Here is an 18,312-nt window from a genome sequence, read left to right as displayed (position 1 = left end):
CTTCCTCGGAATTCACGATACCGTAATGGCCCGAGTGGCTGCGGTGCACGAACGCCCGCGGCGAACTCACATCCTTCCCGTCGGAACCTGCCCCATGCGTGGTGGCATTCTCGAGGCGAACCAGCCCGTCACTGGCATCGCCCGCAGCCCACGACGAGATGCCGCCGGCCACGGTGTAATCGCGCGAATCGGTGCCCACAAGGTTGAAAATACGCTCGGGCGGAAAGTTTTTCACGACCGAGACGTCATCACCCTTAGGCACAGCAAGGTATGAGGCCATCTTCTCGCGATTGAAGTTATTGATGTCCCCGAACGAAAGCCAACCCGGCACATTGCGCACGATACGCATGTCAATGCCATTGTGAGGCGTGGCATAGGTAAAAACTTTGTCTACGGCGTTGCGCGCTTCCGCCGAGCTGAGTTTCGTATTTTGCAGAAAGGCCCGGCAGATCAGCCCTCCCATGGAGTGGGCCACGAGATACACCCGGAAGTCTTTGGGCGTGATCTTGTTGTCCTTGTTCGCACAGACCTTTTCGCGCAGGCGCAGAATGAGATTGCCCAGGCCTTTGGCGAAATGCTCAATGGGCGGCGTCTTGCCATCCCCGAAATCATTCGAGGCCTCATCGTAATAACGATAGATAATAATGGAGCGGTATGGAACGGCATAGTCGGTGCGCTCCGCAGCCACCAGATCATCACCATCCACGAAGACATCCTCATACTCGTGATCGCTCATTAACCGCACGAGCGGCGACTCGAAGTAAAAGCGCTTGACGTCGCCGGTCCATGCCACGCGGGACTTAGTCGAGCCGATATTAAACCCCATGTACGGGTCAGCCACCGTTTCCTCAATCTCGCTCTGAGTGGCGGCAAAGCCGCGGACGTAGATAATCGGGTGGTAAGGATGCTGCGCGGATGTGGGCATTAAGATTCCTCCGATGTTAGGGTTGCGCGAATGTCAGTTCAAACGAACCTGCTTTTTCGGATTGCCTCTAATCGCAGGCTCTGAAATGGACGAATGTTGATTTTTGGTCAATTGATGAGATTAGTCAAGTTGTGGATTCTGTGAAAGAGGAACAATCGGATCATCGTGAAATCAGGAAGATTTTGAATTTCTTCACAGTCCTTGATTGCGCATCAACCACGCATGGACCCTCACATGCTTCATCTCCACAGCCGATGGAATCCGATCAGGATTTTTTCTTATCCCCCACCCAACCACATGATGCCAATCTCCGCATTGAAAATGAGGAATTCCCCAGCGGGAAGGTTCAGATCTTGGAACAGGCAACAGCCATCCGTTATCAGATGCCGTTAGTCCATGACCACCTGGGCGAGATTTTCACTTACGAATTTGATGCCCAGCCCAATGCCAGTGCATTTGGCAGTTTATATTGGAACACGATCGGCAATCTGGAAGAAGATCTCTTTTATTGTTTTGTGGAAGATCTCATTCGAGAACAGGTCCATCGTGGGCAGGATGAAGAGGAGACCTTGCTGGAAGTCTTGATGCGCCCCTTTGGCCAACAACAATTCTGCCGGAGGTCGAGGCCCTCCCTCGGCACCCGTCCAACAACGCGCCAGGATCAATATCATCCAGCAACTAGGGCAAGGGCCGTTTCATACACCTGAAGCGCAGGATGCGCTTATGGACGACCGCCAAAAAGCGCAACCCAATGAACGGGGAACAGCCCTGACTCAACTTGCAAAATTGGCGATAAGGGAAAACTTTGAATGTGCATAGTCATCCTTTGTAGCCCAGCCCCTACCAACAATCATGCTTCAAACGACCATAGACGCCAAGCTCATCTTTTCCTGAACTTCCCGCCCTGCAGGTTCCACAGTCGATTCAGGAATTCACCCCGCCCGCCTCAACAGATAATATCCTGCAGCCCCACCGACCAGGGAGGCCATCAGAATTCCCAACTTGGCTTGGAGGATTAATGCGTCATCGCTGAAAGCCAGCCCGGTAATGAACAGGGACATCGTAAATCCCACCGAGGCCAGCATCGCAGCACCAAAGAGGTGCCTCCAGCCTGTCTGTTCCGGAAAGGAGGCCCACTGAAAATGGATCAGGATGTAGCAGATGGCCATGATGCCGAGCACCTTTCCACCCAGCAGTCCGAAGGCCACACCTAATGTGACGGGACGGATTAATTGATCCAGGATGTCTGGTGGAAAGCTGATCCCCGAATTTGCCAAGGCAAAGACCGGCATCACCACAAACGCCACGAAGGGATGCATGGCGTGTTCCAATCGTTGCAGCGGAGTCAGTGCCTCCCTGGCCACCGCGCGAATGTCTTCCAGTATATGAAGTTGTTCATCGGTTACCAGGGTCACGTTATTGCTTTTTGCGTCCTCGAACCTGTCGCCCAAGGCATTGATGCGTGAAACGAATCCTTTGTCCGAGATCTTCACATTGGCAGGAATGGTGAATGCAGCCAGCACGGCGGCAATGGTGGCATGCACCCCCGACAAGAGAAAGGCCAGCCATAGGCCCCCGATTCCCAGCAGTCCATACCACAGAATGTTGCGGACCCCCAGCAGGTTGGACGTCACCAGCAGGATCATGAATCCCGCACCAGCTGCCAGATTTATGAAGTCGATGTGTGATGTATAAAAAACCGCAATGACCAGCACGGCACCAAGGTCGTCCGCGATGGCCAGGGCAGTGAGAAACACTTTAAGCGATAATGGGACCCTGTTGCCCAAGAGGGAGATAATGCCGAGCGCAAAGGCGATATCGGTCGCCATGGGTATGCCCCATCCGTCGCTCGCGTCGCCTGATGGATTGAACGCCAGGTAGATCAACGCCGGCACAACCATCCCGCCTACCCCCGCAGCGATCGGGAGCAGAGCATCACGAGGGTTCCTCAGTTCACCCGCCATGATCTCGCGTTTTAGTTCAAGCCCGATCACAAAGAAAAACACGGCCATCAGCCCATCATTGATCCAATGATGCAGTGTCTTGCTGATAAGAAAATCATTGAAACCGACTGAGAATTCGTTGTGCCAAAGATGGTGATAGGCATTCGCAAATGGTGAATTGGCCAGAACTAGTGCCACCAAGGCGGCAACAAACAGCACTATGCCACTGGTGGTCTGCCTGCCAAGAAAGCTGGTAAGCGGGTCCGTCACCCAAATGTCGATAGGAGTTTTCTTCATATTCCGAAACTGCCAGGAAGAGCGGGAATGCGAAAGCAGATGCCTTACCGATAGTTTGTGACACCGGTACCGGCCCTAGGCCTTGCTGATTTCCTTGAGCGAGAAGTCTATCACCAGGAACAATGGCATCATCTCCCACACCCATGGACAAGGGACACGATACAAGCAACCCGGACCGTGAGTATTCAAATCTGCGATGGATTTAATCTCAGATTGAGAAACCTGAGACTCAGCAAGATTTTTCCCCCTCTTAGTTGTCTTTATAAACTTCCACCTTCTTCCCTGCTATTGCCCCATATGAGAGGGAAGATTTTTCGGTAGGAGATCTTTTTTGACGTAGCCCTTGGGAGGATCAAATTCCTCCACCGATACCGATTTTTCCTCCACTCCAGTCAACCGGCTTTCTGTGACAATGGTTCCATTGGAGAAAATTCTCGTCAATACCGGGTAGCCTTCGATCTTGCCTATTGATTCCAAAAACGACGCTGGGCCTCCCCCCCCTTTGAATGCCCCCTGCCATACCTCCTGAGAAAAGGCAGCCATATCAAGAAACACGCCTCGAGCTTCCTGACTACCGGGAACCTGTTTCCAATCGCTCACGCAATGTTCTGCGACTTTTTCCTTTTCCCGCCAGGTTTCATATTTCACACAGGGGTAGCCATTAATGGTTTGACTTTCGCTGGTTTTTTTTACCTGCATCTCGACCTTCCCGCCCATCATGGCCGGATTGATCCCCTGACCGGCAAACATCTTCTCCATCATCGCTCGTCGCTCGGGTGGCATGCTCTTTAACATTTCCTGCATTTTTTCCATGGCCGGGTTGATCTGTTGACCAAGATTGACCATCGTGGCCTTGTCCATAGCACGCCAGGTGCGATCTCCATGATTGATCAGCAGAATTTCCTCCCGATCGCCTCGATAAATGACCGTGGATTGAGTGTTCCCTTCATCATTTATCGTCATCTTCAGTTTCTTCCCGTCGACCGTCATCGCGTCGTTTCTGGAAGGCACTTCTGCCCGATTGGGAAAGGTCGTCTCGACATGAAAAACCACGCCTGCACAGACCGTCGTCTGGATACCCAGCACCAACCCGCTCACAAGAACAAAAACCTTCACCATATCAACCTCCTTACGCATGACAGATGGAACAGCCTGTTGCTTTAACATGGGGGAAACGCTGAGTCCCGTCAATCTCTCAAAATTCAACCCAATTCACAAGTCTTTTTCGTGCTGAGGATGCCTCATCGACCCTGTCCCCCTACTACTTTGGTCCCACCAATAACCATTTTTACTGAGGGGAGCTAGGAATTGGTTTACCATTCCTGGTAAAAGAACTATGGACAGGAAACGCTCGTTAGGCGACCACCCCACATAACCGACAGGCAGACATCCCTCAAAAAGAGTCACGAGTGGTCGTGACCTTTCACGGTTTCGTCATCATGGTCAGGGACCATATGCTGCCCGGCGCGACAAGACCAACGGGTCGCGGGGTAGGACAAAGGTAAGAAGGCCCAGTCTCTTTAAGGTGAGGCCATCCAGCCCAAGGAAGCCGGTTCAATCAGAACCATCCCTTCTTCTCGTCTTTAACGAACATCACATACCGACAGACCGGCTCAAGTCGGCCTACACACAACTCAGGACCGCATCCAGAAAGGTTGCAAAACCGTCATGAAACACGACACGTCCAATCCACCCACAGCTCCTACTATGAAGGGCTTTTCACCAGGTTTTGCCGCTCTTGGCCTTGAAGCGGCGCTGCTGACCACGCTCGAGGCGTTAGGATATGAAGAGCCCACCCCTATCCAACGCGAAGCCATTCCACCGCTTTTGGCGGGAAAGGATCTCCTGGGGCGTGCCGCAACCGGAACTGGAAAAACCGCTGCCTTCACCCTTCCCCTCCTCCAGCGCCTGGCCCATTCGGCCAAGCAGCCGAACCCTTCAGCCCTTATTCTCGTGCCCACACGCGAATTGGCGATACAAGTCTGCGAGGCTGTCCAGCGTTATGGGAAACAGCAACACATCGCCATCCTCGCCGTCTATGGTGGACAGGCCATCCGCCCACAGCTCATCGCATTGAAACGCGGGGTCGATATCGTCGTGGCCACTCCAGGACGGGCACTGGATCATATCCGACGCAAAACCCTTCAGCTCAAGGACCTTCAGATTGTGGTGTTGGATGAGGCCGATGAGATGCTCAATATGGGCTTCGCCGAGGATCTGGATGCCATCCTGAAGCAAACGCCCTCAACCAGGCAGACCGCACTGTTTTCAGCGACCATGCCTCCCCGCATTGCCTCAATCGCACGCCAACACTTACGAAATCCCATTGAGATTCAGATCATTAAGGAACCGGTAAAGGCCGGGGTGGCCCCTCGCGTGCATCAGACCGCCTACCTCGTGGCCAGGCCACATAAAGTGGCAGCACTGGCCAGAATTCTGGATATGTCCAGTCCAAAGTCCGCGCTGGTGTTTTGCCGAACACGCTTGGAGGTTGATGAGTTGACCTCTATGCTTAATGGCCGGGGGTACCGGGGAGAAGGCCTGCATGGCGGTATGAACCAGGCTCAACGCGATCGGGTGATGCAATCGTTCCGCGCCGGTAAAACAGAGTTGCTTGTCGCCACAGACGTAGCGGCCCGAGGGCTTGATATTCCGCACGTCTCACACGTGGTGAATTACGATGTTCCGTCCTCTCCCGAAGCCTACGTCCATCGTATCGGGCGAACTGGACGCGCCGGACGGGCCGGTGAAGCCATTACACTCGTCGAATCACGCGAACGCTGGCTGCTGCAAAATATTGAGCGCCTGACCAAATCAAAAGTCGAAATGGGCACACTCCCGACGGTGGCCGACCTTCAAACTAAGCGGCTGGAACAGATCGGCGATTCCATTCAAGATATTCTCAAGGCCAAGGACTTTGAACAATTCCGAGCCGTGGTCAATACCCTCACTGAAAAATTTGACCAGGCGGATGTCGCCGCTGCCGCGATTCAATTGGCCTACGGGTCAAAGACGGGCGATCGAGTTGAAGAGGACATTCCTGCCATACGGGACCGCGCACCTGACACATCCCAGACGGCCAGACGGCCAAGGCGAGGACCATCCGATTACCCAGAGGCTCCAAGAGCCCTCAGAGGCGGAGGAGGTGGCGGTAGGCCGGTCGGGAGACGAGAACGCCACAGTCAATCCACAAGCATGGCGACCTTGCATGTCAACGCCGGTCGAATGGCAGGAGTCCGGACAGGAGATCTGGTCGGTGCCATTGCCAACGAGGCCGGGATCAGTTCAAATGTGATTGGCCCCATCAAAGTCTCCGATCAATTCTCTCTGGTCAAAGTGCCGGAAGAGCATGTCCATGGGATCATCAAGGCTCTTGGCCGAACCAGAATTAAAGGGCAAAAAGTCACCATTCGCCTCTACAAAGAATAAGAGCAACCGGCAAGGGATGGCACGGACATGGCGTCATACCTATCGCTCTGAATTGAGTACATTTCATGCCTAACGGAATGACCATTCTTGATGTGCGTGACCGGATAGCCATGGCCCGGTCAGTCACGGTTCTTACCGGTGCGGGAATTTCCGCAGATAGCGGCGTGCCGACGTTTCGGGGACCCGAAGGCTTGTGGAAAAATTTTCGGCCTGAGGAACTGGCTTCACCTGAAGCCTTTGCCCGGGACCCCAAACTGGTTTGGGAATGGTATAACTGGCGACGTGAATTGGTCGCAACCAAACACCCGAATGCGGCACATGAAACTCTCGTTGAACTTGAACGACGAATTGAACACTTTTGGCTTATTACGCAGAACGTCGATGGGCTTCATGCCCTGGCCGGCTCCCAACGTCTTTCGGAAATCCATGGCAACATCTGGAAAGTGCGTTGTACACAATGCAACCGGATTTCGGCCAACCGCGATCTGCCTCTGGTCTATCCACCAAACTGCACGGACTGTTCGGGGTTGTTGCGCCCCCATATTGTGTGGTTTGGAGAGTCATTGGATCAGGAAGATTTGAACCGCAGTTATCAGGCATTGCGAACATGTGATATTCTTCTCATTATTGGGACTTCAGGCGTGGTCTATCCGGCTGCATCATTTGCTCCCATTGCCAAAGATGGTGGCGCCCTGGTGGTCGAACTGAATTTGGACCCGACGCCCAACTCCTCCGTTGTGGACGTGTCCTTTCAAGGCCGTGCCAAAGACTTGGTGCCACTCTTGCGCCAAGGCACCTGATCGCACCATTTCTTGACTCCCTTCGTGGGGGTTTGTTACGTTTTTTGTTTAGGGATTTTCAGTACTTACGTTTGGAGCATGGCATGCAATTGACGATCAATGGTAAACCCGAAACCCTGGAGGTTTCTACCGTGCTAGACGTCTTGAAAACCAAAGATATTGACCCGCAACTCGTTGCTGTGGAATTGAATACGCAGATGGTTGATCAGGAGCAACTGGGAACCACCTCACTGAAGGATGGCGATAAACTGGAATTTTTGTTTTTCATGGGCGGTGGCGCGTGAGTGCCGCATTTCTTCGGAATATTACGGATGGGATTGGGCATACTCCGTTAGTACGATTAAACCGGCTCTCCCCTCCGGGAGGAGCCCTCATTTATGGGAAGGCGGAGTTTTACAATCCCGGCGGCAGCGTCAAAGACCGCATCTGCCTGAATATGATTGATGAGGCAGAGAATAAGGGACTGCTCAAGCCCGGTGGCACCATTGTGGAACCGACCAGCGGCAATACCGGCATCGGATTAGCCTTGGTGTCTGCCGTTCGGGGCTATAAACTTGTTCTGGTAATGCCGGAGGGGATGAGCCTGGAACGGGCCAGCCTGCTCTCCTCCTATGGCGCGCAGTTGGTGTTGACTCCTGCTCGAGAAGGGATGCGAGGTTCGATTAAAGAAGCAGAAAGTATTTTGGAGCAAAATCCCGAATACTTTATGCCGAACCAGTTTTCTAACCCGGCCAATCCAGCCATTCATCGAAAGACAACGGCGTTGGAAATCTGGGAGGCCTTGGAGGGCAAGGTGGATGCATTCGTCGCGGCCGTGGGGACCGGCGGAACGATTACCGGCTGCGGAGAACTGTTCAAAGAAAACAATCCTTCGGTCAAGGTGATTGCGGTCGAACCAACAGGCTCTCCCGTGTTATCCGGAGGAGAACCCGGGCCGCACAGGATACAAGGAATCGGCGCGGGCTTCGTTCCCAAAGTTCTGAATCGGTCCCTCATCGATCAAATTATGACCGTGACGGATGAAGAGGCTTACCAAACCACGAAGCAACTTGCCAGGAAGGAAGGGCTCCTGGTGGGAATATCTGCAGGGGCCAATGTGTTTGCCGCGCAAAAGGTCGCGGAAGCCTTAGGCCCGAATAAAAATGTTGTCACCATTCTCTGCGATACAGGCGAACGATATCTGAGCATTGAGAAATATTTTAATATTTAGTGCATGTCCACGGAGCCCCTTCCATGAAGGAAGAATCAAGATGAGGCGGACAACTTCCCTCCCTCAACAAGAAAAGGATTACTGAGATGTGCAGGGCAAACGGCTTTCGGAGAATGATTCCCGGGTCAAATAATCATTTTTGAATATCAAGCTCACCTCATTCTCCTCGGATAGCGGGGATGAACCAATAAATAAGCACCTTAAAAGGTCAGAGGTCATATGAGTTTCACAGAAGACCAAATTACTCGATATAGCCGCCACATATTACTGCCGGAAGTGGGCGGCAAGGGCCAGAAAAAGCTGTCACAAGCGAAAGTCTTTATTGTCGGCGCGGGAGGCTTGGGCTCCCCGGTGGCCTATTACCTTGCTGCTGCCGGCATTGGCACCATTGGATTGATTGATAGCGATGTGGTTGATCTCTCCAACCTTCAACGACAAATCCTTCACCATACCCCTGATGTGGGACGGTCTAAAGTCGTTTCGGCCAAGGAAAAAATTCAGGCGATAAACCCTGATGTCCAGGTCAACATCCATGAAGAACGCATGACGTCTCGCAATGCTCGAGAATTGATTAACCAATATGATGTTGTCATTGATGGGGTCGACAACTTCCCCGCAAAATTTTTGATTAATGATGCCTGTTACTTGGAGAACAAACCGCTTGTCCATGGAGGAATTCTCCGGTTTGAAGGACGAGTCTTCACCATTATTCCGAATCAATCCGCCTGTTATCGTTGTGTGTTCAAAAATCCCCCGCCGGCCGGAGTCGTCCCTACTTGTCAGGAAGCCGGGATCATCGGGGTGGTTGCCGGACTCATTGGGACGATTCAGGCCACAGAAGCCATTAAACTCATCCTCAACATTGGAACGCCATTGACGAACCGCATCATGGATTTTGACGCACGCACCACCGCGTTTCGAGAAATTCGCGTCAAACGGAATCCCTCATGTGCACTGTGCGGCCCAAATCCTTCGTTGACGGAACTCATCGACTATGAACAAGAGGCGTGCCAACTTCAACCATCGGCTACAACGCTAACCAACGGATAAACCCCGCCGCGTAAAAGGGGAGGATGATGCTATGAAAAAAATGCTAGCTCTGGTGTGTCGGGAGTGCGGGAAAGAATATCCTACGCAGGATATTCATGTATGCGAATTGTGCTTTGGGCCACTGGAAGTCAAATACGATTATGCCGCCATTAAACAGGTCATGACGCGTGAAAAAATTGCATCAGGCCCTCACAGCCTTTGGCGATATGTGGATCTGCTGCCCGTGGAAGGCACGAATTTCATCGGTCTTCATGCCGGATTTACCCCGCTGGTTCATGCCAAAAACCTGGGGGCATTCCTCGGACTCGACAACCTGTACATTAAAAATGATTGCGTCAATCATCCGACGTTGTCGTTTAAGGATCGCGTGGTGGCCATCGCCTTAACTCGGGCCAGAGAACTTGGATTTGAAACCGTCGCCTGTGCCTCAACCGGCAATCTGGCAAATTCCGTGTCGGCCCATGCAGCTTCGGCAGGAATGAAATGCTATGTGTTCATTCCCGGAGACCTGGAAGCTGCGAAGGTGCTGGGTAATCTGATTTATCGTCCAAATGTCGTGGAAATTGAAGGAAATTATGATGATGTCAATCGGCTCTGCAGCGAAATCGCGGGAGAACGTCACTGGGCCTTCGTCAACATCAACATCCGCCCCTATTATGCTGAAGGATCGAAAACGTTGGCCTTTGAAACTGCCGAGCAATTAGGATGGCGGGCTCCGGATCAAGTCGTGGTGCCCATGGCTTCGGGATCATTGCTGACAAAAATTTGGAAAGGCCTCAAAGAATTTGAGAAATTGGGCCTGATCGATTCAGTGAACACCAAGGTGAACGGGGCCCAAGCAGAAGGCTGCTCTCCCATTGCCACGGCATTTCGAGATGGCCGGGATTTCTTTAAACCGGTGAAACCACACACCATTGCCAAATCGCTGGCCATTGGGAATCCGGCGGATGGATACTACGCATTAAAAACCGCCGCGGAAAGCCAAGGGGCCATGGACGCCGTCACCGATGATGAAATAGTGGAAAGCATTAAGCTTCTGGCTCAAACTGAAGGGATTTTTGCTGAAACCGCCGGAGGGGTCACCATTGGTGTCCTTCGCAAATTAGTGAAACAAGGGCGCATTCAAAAAAATGATGTGACCGTGGCCTATATTACCGGGAACGGACTGAAAACTCAGGAAGCGGTCGTCGATGCCGTCGGACGCCCCTTTCGCATCCCACCCAGTCTCAGTCACTTTATTAAGACTTTTGCCATAGAGGAGTCAGCATGATTAAGGTCAGAATTCCCACTCCCTTGCGCCCCATGACCGGGGGAAAAAGTGAAGTGGAAATCGCAGGGAACACGGTGTCGGAAATAATTGACAACCTGGGCTCTGCCCATCCCGGCATTAAGGAACGGGTCTATGATGAACAGGGAGAGGTTCGCCGATTCATCAATATCTATGTCAATGAGGAAGATATCCGGTTTTTAACCGGCAAAGACACCCCACTGAAAGACGGAGATGAAGTCTCCATCATTCCCGCAATCGCAGGAGGTTCATGATGGCCAAACTACGCTTTCACATTCGCTATCCCGAAGATAAAATTCCTTCTCCCATTCTGTATGAGATCGGTCAGGAATTTCAGGTCGTGCCGAGTATTCGACGGGCCGATGTCCGTGAAACCACCGGATGGATGGATGTGGAATTTTCGGGAGAAACTGATGAAATAGACCGGGCTATTCAGGGTCTTCGGCAAAAAGGCTGCATGGTTGATCCGATTGAACTGAACGTCGTCGAATAAGGATTTCGCTTCTCATGGAATTTACTGAATCTCAAATCCAGCGTTACAGCCGTCAGATTATTCTGTCGGAAGTGGGCGGTAAAGGACAGAAAAAATTGCAGGATGCCAAAATCCTGGTGATTGGGGCAGGAGGACTTGGTTCTCCGGCAGCTTTATATCTCGCTGCGGCCGGAATCGGAACCTTAGGTCTGACTGATGGCGATGTCGTGGACTTATCCAATCTGCAACGGCAAATTCTACATACCACCGACCGTATTGGTGTTTCAAAGGTTGAATCCGGCGGGACATTATTAACAGCGCTCAATCCTGAAATCACTCTCAATCTTTACCCGGAACATGTCAGCGTCACCAATATCCTTGCCCTAATTGAGGCCTACGATATCGTTCTGGACGGATCCGACAACTTCTCCACGCGGTTTCTCGTCAATGATGCCTGTTTCTTTGCGAAAAGGACCCTGATTTCCGGGAGCATTTTTCGGTTTGAAGGGCAATTAGCCACGATTAAACCCCATGAAGGCTTTCCCTGTTATCGCTGTTTATATCCGGAGCCTCCACCCGCCGGCCTTGTGCCAAATTGCCAGGAAGCTGGCGTATTAGGCGCCTTAGCCGGGACCATTGGTGTCTTGCAAGCCAACGAGGCCATTAAGGAAGTCCTCGGACTTGGAGAAAGTTTGGCAAAACATCTTCTTCTCTACGATGCCCTGGATATGACATTCCGAAAGGTTGGTCGTCCAAAATCTCCGGACTGTCCTCTCTGTGGACCTCATCCCACCATCACCAAACTTGTGGAACAGGAAGTTTCCTGTACCATCTAGGCCCATGCTTGCCATTCCGTCCAGCATTGTCAAAATCATGATTGCCCATGCGCGGGAATTAGCACCTCATGAATGTTGTGGGATTCTGTCAGGAACCGAAAGCACCATCACCGAATGCTATCGCATTACCAATATTCTGGCTGAGTTATCCGAACAAGAACTTACACGCTTTGACGGAGCAAAATTGTCTGACCTTCAACGGTTATCGCCGGAGGAGCGAGCGGATATCGCCTTTCAGATGGACGCCAGAGAAATGGCCATGGCTCAGCGGGACATTCGTTCGAAAAGTCTCGACCTTTTAGGATTTTATCATTCCCACACATTTAGTCCGGCCAGGCCCTCCCAAACCGATATCACCATTGCCATGGAATTTGAAAGCTACCGGGCCAAACTAAATTTTCCGGAACCATTTCACCTGATTATTTCCTTAGAGCATATGGAGCAGCCGGTGGTCCGAGCCTACCGAATCCAGGAATCCAAGGCCACAGAAGTTCCCATTCACACCCTGCCCTAGCTCTGGCCATCCCAAACATGCCTGCAACTTTTTGGTGGGAACCCCATAGACTTTTTGCCAAGAATATTGCGATAATGAGAAAGGCTTCTCAAAGTAACAACAGGAGAAATTTATGCCAATCCTCCATCACCTGTTTGCTTTTCTGCTAGGGTTGATTGTGTTTTTTCAGCCTGGATCACAGGTGTATGCCGAAGCTTCAACCTCACTCCAGAAGTTCAACAGTCCCATTATGAAAATTGAATCGGACAAAGGCGTATTTTTGATTACGACCGATTCTGGTATTCAATGGGTTCAGGTTGAAGAAGAGGCAAAGATTCAACTGAAGACTTTGGATGTAGGAGATATCATTGACGTGATTGTCGAAATGCGACCAGACCCTACTCCACCATTGGTTAAATCCTGGAAATTAGCCAGAAGTGGTTCTTCCTGTAAAGTGTTCAATGGCAGAACCTGCAGTCCTTAATCCTTTCTCAACGGTAGAATTCTAACCGCCACTTTCCCACGACCTCACTTGAGGCCTATTACCTCAATGAGCCATAGCCCAAAACACCAATTCGTGACAGCTTTTCCGAAGTAGTAAATATTGCCATAACCCATGACCCTCTTTTATAGGGATACATGGTAAGAGCCGGGAACATGATGCTGGGACAGCCATACCTCAATTTCCTTGAGAAAGCTGTGGTATGTTGCAACACCGTAACCCATCTCCTGACCTACCCGAGAGGATAGGAGGAGACACCGAGTTACCAATGAAGAATTTTTCCGATTTCGGTCACCGTGTATCCCCCAAGTGATTCGATTTCCCGCCTGAAGGAGTGACTGACCATCGCATCAAGAAATTGAGACATAGCGGGGTGGGATTTAAGAAATTCGCTACGCATAATCAAGTCATACTGTTCTTCTCGAAGCGGAATGAAACCAAGACCAAAATGACGGGCTGCGGCTTCCACTCCAATGCCCACGTCAGCCATGCCATCTCGAATCAGACGAGCCACTTCGAGATGAGACGGCACTTCGTTGTCATACCCCAGTAACTTTTCTCCGGTTAATCCTGATTTCTGAAGTAGGGTATCCAAAAGAAATCTGGCTCCTGCTCCCACTTCCCGATTGACGAGACGAAGCCCCGACTGGCCAAAATCCTCAACACTACGAATGTGCTTAGGATTTCCCGGGTGAATTAACAGACCTTGAACCCAGGAAGCAAACCGCACTCCGACAAAATTTTGACCGGAAATATGCCGTTTCAGGTAAGGAACATTACTTTGTCCGGATTTCACATCCACAAGATGCAAGCCCGCCATGTGAACTTCTTCCCGTTGAAGCGCACGGAGCGCGTTCGCGCTTCCCATGGTCCAATTCGTGATACCCGCCATGGCGTTCACCTTGCGGACATGCTCCCCGGCGAGAAATAACGCCGGATCGCATCCGGCAATGAGAATCCCCTTTTTGATGACTTCCGGGGAATTCAATAATTGCACCCGTACATATGGCCTTTTCCGGCTGGAAGTTCGCTTCGTCTGCTCCACAGCTACTCCGTCAGCTGGCATCACAAAATTCAACACATCGCCCAGTTCGGCCATCGGCCTGGCCAGTATCCGTGATCCAACGTATGCCAGCTTTACCCTTGCCGGATGACCCAGCGTCGTTGTGCCACTAATGAACTCAGCTTCAACTATTTCTTCTTGATTTAAAAGGATAAAAATATCCTCAACTCGGCACTTCAACGCACGAGCGAACCGTAAGGCAACATTGGTGCTTGGCAAATATTGATTGGCTTCTATGGCATAGACCGCTTGTCGTGTCAGGCCCACGAGGGCCGCTAACTCCGCCTGTGAAATCCCCTGTTTTTTTCGTATATCTCGCAAGCGATTACACACGGATTCTTGAGGCGAGACCTTCGCCCGGACAGAAGCTTTGAGACTTTTAGGGACATTTTTTCTCATGATCGTATTATTCTCATCGAATACTTCCGGGATGACCCATGGTCTCCATAATCTGCTAAAAACTTAGGGATTATCCTTCATCCTCTTTATACCCAACCTCATTGCTAATGACCCAAAGATCTCATTTCCGCCCCCTTACATCCCCTACCGGTCAATTCATGAACACACGCTTACATTTTCATCATCGACAATCGGGAAAGATCGAGAACGATCTCGCCGCTGTGTTCATCTCCCAAAATAGTCTCCCAAATCTTTTTCTCTTTTGGCATCACCGTCTCTTCTGTCTCATAGAGTAAATCCACATCAAGGGGAGCCAGAGAAAACAGTGGATACCGCCGATCATAGATCAGCCCTGCAGGGGGAATTTCATAGCTTGTGCGATGATTACTGATAATGACGTGGAGATGCCCATCCCTCACAAACATCCCTCCAGAGGTCACTTCCCGTTTAGTGGCATTTACCGGGTGGCTGAGGTAAAAGGTGACCAGTTCCTGTGGCACAGCTAATCCTAGTCCCTCCAGTAATCGTGGGGCTAACAATTCAATTTCCTCTTTCATGAAAGCTGGCTCAGGATCCGCAAGGCCACGAAACCACCGGATGGGGCCGGAACGATACTCACGCACCCGCAATCCGTTCAGAGCCTCGATCATTTGACGTCGAGACATGGTGGCAGGATGCTCGTTCAAAGTCTGAGGAACATCAGGGTCGACCCAGGGGGAGACCTCAAGTCGAACAAACGATGTGGGATTTTCATAGACCAGGTAGGAATAGAACGGTGGAGCAACACAGCCCGCGAATAGCCATCCAATAAGTACGCACCAAGGCCAGCCCCACCACCATTTCTTAGGCATTCGCTTCAGGGACACTCATGGTCATTTCAATCCGGTCAGTAGGATTATCATTACCATCCCGCTTGGCATTGACGATTCGATCAACGGTCTCCATGCCACTCACCACCTCACCAAACACCGTATATTGACCATCTAAAAAACTCGAATCCGCTACACATATAAAAAATTGGGAGCCCGCGCTATTGGGATCTTGCGATCTCGCCATCGAGAGCGTCCCTCGTTTATGAGGCTTGGAGCTAAATTCCGCATTGACCCGATAGCCCGGCCCTCCCATTCCATGGCGTGACCGATCCTGATCCTTACTATTGGGATCTCCCCCTTGAATCATAAAGTTGGGGATCACCCGATGAAAAGTCGTGCCGTCATAAAACTTGTCTTTGGCTAGTTTCAGCATATTCTGAACATGATGGGGCGCGACATCCGAGAAAAGCCTTAAGTGGATGTCACCCCAGGACTCGCCGTTCACCTGAATGTGAATAGTGGTTGCCTGATCTTTCTGAGTTGCGTCGCTCATCTCCCGTCCTTTCCGTTACCAGGATTTATTCATAAGGGCCCTTGGGAACCAACTGGATACCCAACCCTTGGCTAATATTCGTCCAATGCGCACCCCCGTCTTGACTTCGGAATGCTCCACTACTGGTTCCGGCATATAACTCACCGGCATCCGATATCGTGAGACTTTGAATAGCCAGGTTAGTCAACCCGGTATTCATGCCCATCCATTCTTGCTGATCAGTCTTCCACCGAAAAATTCCGTTTCCGGTCGCCACAATAATATCTTTATGATCCGGGAGAATGCTTCTAATTGAATCATTGGGGAGATTCCGACTGAGAGACGACCAAGATTGGCCACGATCCGTACTCCGGAAAATCCCCCCATCCTGTGTTCCTAAAAAAATATGTTGCGCTTCATTGACGGCAATGACTCGAAGATAGCGATGTGGCAACCGTTCCCGTGGATCGACAAATATGGATTGAGAGTCCACCCATTTAGAGGGAGAAGCGTGTTGAGTCTCCAGATGAAAGAGACCTTTGCCGGAAGTCGCCGCAAAAAGTTTCCCATCATCCATGATCGCAAGACCGGGAACCAGAATCCGATCCAATCCGGCTCCGACGATAACCCACTGTTGTTCGCCTTCTACCCACCGGTACACCCCGATTCCTGTTCCCGCATATAGGGCATCCCCGTGAACCAAGAATGATTTGACTTCCGCCTCATTTAATCCTGTTCCAATCGATTCCCACGTCGTACCCTTGAGCCCAAGACGATATACTCCGCCACGCATCGTCCCGGCATAGAGGTGCTTCCCGGGAATCACGGCAAGACAGAGCAAAAATGGGTCCGTCAAGCCTCGATTCAACGCCTCCCAGGACTTCCCCTTATCCTGGCTCCGAAATAGCCCCATTCCAAATGACCCGGCATAGACCACTCCGTCTGGAGTCACCACAACGGTTTGAATACTAGGGGCAAACCCTTTGTGGGTATTTTCAGAGTCATCAGGATGAAGAGAGGGAATATTTGATACCGGATATAGCGACGATAACGGAGGACGGCTGTCTCCAAGTCCGGAAAACCCCATAAGCCAGATCGACGCAACCGTGCTGAAAAGACAATTCCATAGAGGCCCCTGCATTCGTGTCCATCGGGTACCTGACCCCATCCGTTTAGTCTTTTTCTTCATCAGCCACTTCCTCATTCCCCTCAGTCGTTTGACTTTTTTCCCCCGCCGGCTGAGAAACACGTCCAAAGACCTTTGCGCCTAAAATGCCTATTTCATACAGGAGGATCAACGGGACAGCCATTAACAACATGGTGAACATTGTCGCATCCGGCGTGATCACGGCTGAAAGTATCAACGACACCAGAGCAGCATGCTTGCGAAAGCGAATGAGGGCAGACGCCTGAATGACCCCGGCACGAGACAGAAGAGAAATGACCAGTGGAATTTCAAACGCAAAGCCAAATGCCAGGAGAAACTTGACGTTAAAGTCGACATAGGTTCCGACGGCTAATTCTGGAGTAATCGCCCGATCCATGCCAAACGTCACAAAAAAGTCGATGACCAACGGCAGGATCACCATATTGCAAAAGGCCAACCCCAAAAGGAAAAATCCCAACCCCAGGAAGAAAAGCGGCACCGCCCATCGTTGTTCTTTCTGAAGCAATGCGGGCTCAATAAATTTCCAAAATTGGTACAGAATGATAGGGACACTGGCAATCACCGCCGCCATAAAAGAAATTTTTATGGAGGCAAATAATGCCTCAGCCGGGGCGTAAAAAATCAGATCATCTTCAAAGGGCCGCTTGAACCAGTCGATCAGAATGGAAGAATAGGAAAACGCTATAACAAAAAACACCATGATCGTGGCTCCCACGATCAGTAACCGGCGTTTAATATCACGAATGTGGCGCTGAAGGGGATGCACCACCGCATTCATGGCCATGGTAGGGGAAAAAGCAGCCATTAGAAAGTGGGGCTTAGCGTGCGAAGCAACCGTTCGGATTATCCAGATGTTTTGGCATTATCACATGAGGCACGATGTTCACGAATAAGAGCAGCCATTCGATCTTTCTTGCCAAGTTTTTCTTTTTGCAAATGTTTTTTAAGAATTTCTTCCTGAGGAGTCAACACATGGTGTTTCAATACCTGCTGGAGTTCCAGATCCAACCGGTGATGGGATTCCTCCAACTCCTGATACTCCACATTGGATGCCCGCAAATTTTCGGCGATTTGTTCGTCCGTCACTTTCGGT

General features: G+C 51.1%; 21 protein-coding genes. 12 read left to right on the top strand and 9 right to left on the bottom strand.

Going from position 1 to position 18,312, the window contains the following annotated elements:
* Window positions 1-925, bottom strand: a 925-nt coding sequence (locus AAH187_RS02385) for a hypothetical protein (protein ID WP_342346826.1), incomplete at its 3' end; no start/stop codon positions are given.
* A 131-nt stretch (window positions 926-1,056) separates the two neighbouring features.
* Here AAH187_RS02385 and AAH187_RS02380 point away from each other — a divergent pair.
* Entirely contained in the window at window positions 1,057-1,632 is a 576-nt protein-coding gene (locus AAH187_RS02380; RefSeq protein WP_342346825.1) for a hypothetical protein, read from the top strand.
* A gap of 225 nt (window positions 1,633-1,857) precedes the next feature.
* On the opposite strand, the gene nhaA is transcribed toward AAH187_RS02380, so the two are convergent.
* Window positions 1,858-3,165 (bottom strand): Na+/H+ antiporter NhaA, encoded by a 1,308-nt coding sequence (gene nhaA / locus AAH187_RS02375; protein ID WP_342346824.1) that lies wholly within the window; start codon window positions 3,163-3,165, stop codon window positions 1,858-1,860.
* Window positions 3,166-3,450: 285 nt separating this feature from the next.
* Window positions 3,451-4,284, bottom strand: a complete 834-nt coding sequence (locus tag AAH187_RS02370; protein ID WP_342346823.1) for a DUF4412 domain-containing protein — start codon at window positions 4,282-4,284, stop codon at window positions 3,451-3,453.
* A 549-nt stretch (window positions 4,285-4,833) separates the two neighbouring features.
* Between AAH187_RS02370 and AAH187_RS02365 the strand changes: the two genes are divergently transcribed.
* From AAH187_RS02365 to AAH187_RS02315, 11 genes are all read left to right on the top strand, one after another.
* On the top strand, window positions 4,834-6,594 hold the full coding sequence (locus tag AAH187_RS02365) for a DEAD/DEAH box helicase (RefSeq protein ID WP_342346822.1): 1,761 nt from the start codon (window positions 4,834-4,836) through the stop codon (window positions 6,592-6,594).
* Window positions 6,595-6,659: 65 nt separating this feature from the next.
* The gene (locus tag AAH187_RS02360; protein WP_342346821.1) at window positions 6,660-7,394 is read left to right on the top strand and encodes an NAD-dependent deacylase; all 735 of its coding nucleotides are present in this window, start codon (window positions 6,660-6,662) and stop codon (window positions 7,392-7,394) included.
* Window positions 7,395-7,477: 83 nt separating this feature from the next.
* Window positions 7,478-7,678: a sulfur carrier protein ThiS gene (thiS, locus tag AAH187_RS02355; protein WP_342346820.1), complete on the top strand. Its 201-nt coding sequence runs from the start codon at window positions 7,478-7,480 to the stop codon at window positions 7,676-7,678.
* Entirely contained in the window at window positions 7,675-8,604 is a 930-nt protein-coding gene (gene cysK, locus AAH187_RS02350; protein WP_342346819.1) for a cysteine synthase A, read from the top strand. The genes thiS and cysK overlap by 4 nt, the downstream gene beginning before the upstream one ends.
* Before the next feature lie 219 nt (window positions 8,605-8,823).
* A complete protein-coding gene (gene moeB, locus AAH187_RS02345; RefSeq protein WP_342346818.1) occupies window positions 8,824-9,654 on the top strand; it encodes a molybdopterin-synthase adenylyltransferase MoeB in 831 nt (276 codons plus the stop codon).
* A gap of 31 nt (window positions 9,655-9,685) precedes the next feature.
* Window positions 9,686-10,924, top strand: coding sequence for a threonine synthase (gene thrC / locus AAH187_RS02340; protein WP_342346817.1), 1,239 nt, complete (start codon window positions 9,686-9,688; stop codon window positions 10,922-10,924).
* Window positions 10,921-11,196, top strand: coding sequence for a ubiquitin-like small modifier protein 1 (locus AAH187_RS02335; protein WP_312641811.1), 276 nt, complete (start codon window positions 10,921-10,923; stop codon window positions 11,194-11,196). The genes thrC and AAH187_RS02335 overlap by 4 nt, the downstream gene beginning before the upstream one ends.
* Complete coding sequence (locus tag AAH187_RS02330) at window positions 11,193-11,435, top strand: NIL domain-containing protein (protein ID WP_342346816.1); 243 nt, start codon at window positions 11,193-11,195, stop codon at window positions 11,433-11,435. The genes AAH187_RS02335 and AAH187_RS02330 overlap by 4 nt, the downstream gene beginning before the upstream one ends.
* 14 nt (window positions 11,436-11,449) lie before the next feature.
* Complete coding sequence (moeB, locus tag AAH187_RS02325; RefSeq protein WP_342346815.1) at window positions 11,450-12,250, top strand: molybdopterin-synthase adenylyltransferase MoeB; 801 nt, start codon at window positions 11,450-11,452, stop codon at window positions 12,248-12,250.
* A 4-nt stretch (window positions 12,251-12,254) separates the two neighbouring features.
* Window positions 12,255-12,764, top strand: a complete 510-nt coding sequence (locus tag AAH187_RS02320) for a M67 family metallopeptidase (RefSeq protein WP_342346814.1) — start codon at window positions 12,255-12,257, stop codon at window positions 12,762-12,764.
* 112 nt (window positions 12,765-12,876) lie between these two features.
* Complete coding sequence (locus AAH187_RS02315) at window positions 12,877-13,227, top strand: hypothetical protein (protein WP_342346813.1); 351 nt, start codon at window positions 12,877-12,879, stop codon at window positions 13,225-13,227.
* A gap of 280 nt (window positions 13,228-13,507) precedes the next feature.
* On the opposite strand, the gene AAH187_RS02310 is transcribed toward AAH187_RS02315, so the two are convergent.
* The 6 genes from AAH187_RS02310 to AAH187_RS02285 all read right to left on the bottom strand — a co-directional run bounded on the left by AAH187_RS02310 (window position 13,508) and on the right by AAH187_RS02285 (window position 18,305).
* Complete coding sequence (locus AAH187_RS02310) at window positions 13,508-14,707, bottom strand: substrate-binding domain-containing protein (RefSeq protein WP_342346812.1); 1,200 nt, start codon at window positions 14,705-14,707, stop codon at window positions 13,508-13,510.
* Between the two features lie 170 nt (window positions 14,708-14,877).
* Window positions 14,878-15,558 (bottom strand): hypothetical protein, encoded by a 681-nt coding sequence (locus AAH187_RS02305; RefSeq protein WP_342346811.1) that lies wholly within the window; start codon window positions 15,556-15,558, stop codon window positions 14,878-14,880.
* Window positions 15,551-16,072, bottom strand: coding sequence for a peptidylprolyl isomerase (locus tag AAH187_RS02300; protein ID WP_342346810.1), 522 nt, complete (start codon window positions 16,070-16,072; stop codon window positions 15,551-15,553). Before AAH187_RS02300 ends, AAH187_RS02305 begins: the two co-directional genes overlap by 8 nt.
* A gap of 25 nt (window positions 16,073-16,097) precedes the next feature.
* Window positions 16,098-17,240: a hypothetical protein gene (locus AAH187_RS02295; RefSeq protein ID WP_342346809.1), complete on the bottom strand. Its 1,143-nt coding sequence runs from the start codon at window positions 17,238-17,240 to the stop codon at window positions 16,098-16,100.
* Entirely contained in the window at window positions 17,224-18,024 is an 801-nt protein-coding gene (gene tatC, locus AAH187_RS02290; RefSeq protein WP_342346808.1) for a twin-arginine translocase subunit TatC, read from the bottom strand. The genes AAH187_RS02295 and tatC overlap by 17 nt, the downstream gene beginning before the upstream one ends.
* 38 nt (window positions 18,025-18,062) lie before the next feature.
* Window positions 18,063-18,305 carry a DUF465 domain-containing protein gene (locus AAH187_RS02285; RefSeq protein ID WP_342346807.1) on the bottom strand — a complete coding sequence of 81 codons (243 nt, stop codon included), beginning with the start codon at window positions 18,303-18,305 and terminating at the stop codon, window positions 18,063-18,065.
* Window positions 18,306-18,312: the final 7 nt, after the last annotated feature.

This window comes from uncultured Nitrospira sp., assembly GCA_902500695.1.
Taxonomy (GTDB): domain Bacteria; phylum Nitrospirota; class Nitrospiria; order Nitrospirales; family UBA8639; genus Nitrospira_E.
Note: the sequence above shows the minus strand (reverse complement) of the source record. Positions and strands in the feature narration are given on the sequence as shown.